This window comes from Frankia sp. AiPs1, assembly GCF_023716945.1.
Taxonomy (GTDB): domain Bacteria; phylum Actinomycetota; class Actinomycetes; order Frankiales; family Frankiaceae; genus Frankia.
In genome coordinates this window covers 1-3,633 of the sequence record NZ_JAMQQF010000593.1, presented here as the reverse complement: position 1 = coordinate 3,633, position 3,633 = coordinate 1, and the positions used below count along the sequence as shown (strand labels likewise).

The following is a 3,633-nucleotide window of genomic DNA, read 5'->3' as shown; positions in this document are numbered from 1 at the left end:
GACGCGGGCCTCCGTGGGTGGGACCGCCCGGCACTCGCGGCGTACCCCGGCCCGTGGGGGCACGAACGATCGCGTCAGCCCGCGGCTGCGCGCCGGCGGAATGCGGCGGTGGAGGGCGGCGGTGGAGGGCGACGGCAGGCGCAAAGCCGGCCGGTGGCCTTCTTCGCCACCGGGCCGGGCCGGCGGGCAGTAGCGTTGGCAACTGTGTCCTCGTCTAGAGAACCCGGTCCGGTCGGCGCCGCCGCGGTGAGGTCGGCCCTGCCGGCATCCTCCTATCCGATCGAGCGCACGCGGCTCGACAACGGCCTGCGGGTCCTGCTCGCCCCCGACCGCACGGCGCCGGTGGTGGCCGTCTCCGTGCACTACGACGTGGGCTTCCGGTCCGAGCCCGAAGGCCGCACCGGTTTCGCCCACCTGTTCGAGCACCTGATGTTCCAGGGCAGCGCGAACGTGGGGAAGGCGGAACATCCCAAGCACGTCCAGGCCGCCGGGGGAATCTTCAACGGCTCCACGCACCCCGACTACACGGACTATTTCGAGCTGCTGCCGGCCGGGGCGCTCGAACTGGCCCTGTTCCTCGAGGCGGACCGGATGCGGGCGCCCAAGATCACCCGGCAGAACCTCGACAACCAGATCGCCGTGGTGCAGGAGGAGATCCGGGTCAACGTCCTCAACCGGCCGTACGGCGGATTTCCCTGGATCAAACTGCCGCCGGTGGCGTTCGACACCTTTCCCAACGCGCACAACGGATACGGGGATTTCTCCGAGTTGGCGGCGGCCGGCCTCGACGACGCGGAGGACTTCTTCGACAAGTACTACGCCCCCGGTAACGCCGTGCTCACCATCGTCGGCGACTTCGATCTCGGTGAGGCGCTGACCTTCGTCGACCGGTACTTCGGCGACATCCCCGCCCGCGCGGTGCCGCCGCGGGCGAGCTTCGCGGAGCCGGTGCCCGCGACGGAGCGCCGGGCGGTCCTCACCGACCCGCTCGCCCCCCGCGCGGCGCTCGCGGTCGGCTACCGCGTCCCCGACCCGACCGCCGACCTGCCCGCCTACCTCGCCTACTACCTGCTGACCGAGGTGCTCAGCGACGGCGATGCCAGCCGCCTGGAGCGCCGCCTGGTCCAGAAGGACCGCTCGGTCATCGGGGTCAGCGCCTACCTGGGTGCGTTCGGCAATCCGTTCGACCAGCGCGACCCGCTGCTGCTCACCCTGGAGGCCCGCCAGTCCGAGGAGTCCAGCGCCGACGTGGTCCTCGCGGCCGTCGACGAGGAGCTCGCCCGGCTCGCGGGGGACGGCCTGGTGGCCGGTGAGCTGGAGCGGGTGCAGGCCCGGGTGGCCTCCTCGCTGCTGCGCGAGGCCGACGACGCCCTCGGTCGCGGGCTGGCCATGGCCGTGCACGAGCTGCACCGCGGCCGACCCGACCTGGTGAACGAACTGCCGGCGGAGCTGTCGGCCGTCACCGGCGAGGCGGTTGCCGCCGCCGCCGGTTCCCTGCTCGACCAGGGCCGTTCGGTCCTGGAGCTGCATGCTGGCGCCGCTTCATGATCGGGAGTGCTGTGACCTCGACATCGACGAACTCCGCGCGTTCGGGGCCGCCGGCGGCCACCGCCACCCCGGCTGCCCCGGCGGGCGTGATCCCCGCCGTCCGGCCGACCGAGCCAGCGGCGCTGCCCGCCGTCACCGACCGCACCCTCCCCAACGGCCTGCGGGTGCTGGTGGTGCAGCGGGGCAGCGTGCCGATCGTCGAGGTGCGGCTGCGTATCCCGTTCGCCGGGCACGGGCCCGCCTACCAGGCCCGCGCCGAGGTGCTGGCGGAGACCCTTTTTACCGGGTCCCGGCGGCTCGACCGGGTGGGGCTCGCCACGGAGGTTCAGCGCCTCGGCGGCTCGCTGTCCACGGGGGTCGACAGCGACCGGCTCTCCATCGGCGGCTCCGCGCTCGCCGCGAACCTCGAGCCGCTGCTGGAGATCCTGGCCGACGTGCTGCTCGGCGCGACCTATCCCGACGACGAGGTCGCCGGCGAGCGCGACCGGATCGTCGAGGACACCGCGGTCGCCCGTAGCCAGCCCGCGGTGATCGCCCGCGAGGCCCTCCTCGAGCGGCTGTTCGGCGACCACCCCTACGCCACCGCCATCCCCGACCCGCAGGTCGTTGGGCAGGTCGGCCCGGCGGACGTGCGCGGCCTGCACGCCGAACGGGTCTCGCCGGCCGGGGCCATCCTCACCCTCGTCGGCGACGTGTCGCCCGAACGGGCGATGGCGGCGGTCACCGCGGCGCTCGGGGACTGGTCGGGGCGGCCAGCGCCGAGCGCACCGCCGTTGCCCGCGCTGCGTACCGGCCCGATCGTCATCGTGGACCGTCCCGGCGCGGTGCAGACGAACATCCGCCTCGGTGGGGCGGCCCTGGACCGGTCCACCCCCGGCTACCCGGCGCAGCGGCTGGCCAGCACGATCTTCGGCGGATACTTCAGCTCCCGGCTGGTCAACAACATCCGCGAGGACAAGGGCTACACGTACTCGCCGCGCAGCTCGATCGACCACTACCAGGTCGGATCGCGTTTCACCGTCGCCGCGGACGTCGCCACCGAGGTGACCGGCCCGGCCCTGCTGGAGATCCGCTACGAGCTCGGGCGGCTGGCGGTGCTCCCGCCGACCCAGGACGAGCTCGACGCGGCCCGCCAGTACGCCGTCGGCACACTCGCCATCGGTAGTGCCACCGCCGCAGGGCTCGCCTCGACGCTGTCCGCCCTGGCCGGCGTCGGCATCGGCGTGGAGTACCTGCGCGACCATCCGCGGGCGCTGGCCGAGGTGACGGCCGCCGACATCCAGGCCGTCGCGGCCGACCTGCTGGCGCCCACCGGACTGATCACGGTGCTCGTCGGCGACAAGGCCAAAATCGTCCGAGCGGTGGGTGCCCTCGGGCTGATCGAGTCCTGAGGCCCTCCGTCGGGGTGTGACCCGGGTCTGGCAGGTTCCACTGGCGAACCCGCGGCACGGGGGCCGTGAGCGCCGGCGGGTCGGCGTCGGCCGGTCAGTGGCGGCCGGATGTGGATCGCGGTGGTGCCGGGCGGGGAGCACCGCCCGGTCCCGGGCCGGGCCCCGGCGTCGCGCCGGAGGGACCGCCGCCAGCCGGGCCGCCCCGGCCACCGAGCTCGCCCGGGAGCACCGCTCGCGGGTCGCCGACCGAATCCACGACCTGTCGGGCCAGGTCATGGACGCGACGGCCCATGCCTCGCGCCGTGCGCCGCAACCGCTCGAACGCCTCCCGCGGCCGGATCTGATTGCGTTCCGCCAGTACGCCGATGGCTTGTTCGACGATCACCCGGGATGCCAGGGCGTGCTCGAGCTGGACGACGGACAGCCGGAGCTGCTCGATCTCGCCAAGGTCACGCTCCGCCCGTCGCGGGCGACCGGGCGGGGCGAGGTCCTCGGCCAGCAGGTCGGCGAGAACCATCGCGGAGATGAGATCACCGACCGGGCGGACCTCCGGCCCCGGACCCTCCACGACCCAGCCGGCGGGCGTTCGCCGCAGCCGCATGTCCGCGGTGGAATGCCGGGAGACGGCCGAAGCCGGTCTGGCGGCGCCGGTGGCCGCGGCGCCGGTCGGTACGGTGCCGGTCCCCGCCGGGCC

The 3,633-nt window shown here is 74.1% G+C and carries 3 protein-coding genes; 2 read left to right on the top strand and 1 reads right to left on the bottom strand.

Annotated features, from left to right (window positions below):
- The first annotated feature begins 246 nt into the window (after window positions 1–246).
- The gene (locus tag ND748_RS27960; protein ID WP_251749187.1) at window positions 247–1,548 is read left to right on the top strand and encodes a pitrilysin family protein; all 1,302 of its coding nucleotides are present in this window, start codon (window positions 247–249) and stop codon (window positions 1,546–1,548) included.
- Window positions 1,545–2,939, top strand: a complete 1,395-nt coding sequence (locus ND748_RS27955; protein WP_251749186.1) for a pitrilysin family protein — start codon at window positions 1,545–1,547, stop codon at window positions 2,937–2,939. The genes ND748_RS27960 and ND748_RS27955 overlap by 4 nt, the downstream gene beginning before the upstream one ends.
- A gap of 94 nt (window positions 2,940–3,033) precedes the next feature.
- Here ND748_RS27955 and ND748_RS27950 read toward each other — a convergent pair.
- A partial coding sequence (locus tag ND748_RS27950) for an ANTAR domain-containing protein (RefSeq protein ID WP_251749185.1) occupies window positions 3,034–3,633 on the bottom strand: 600 nt, incomplete at its 5' end.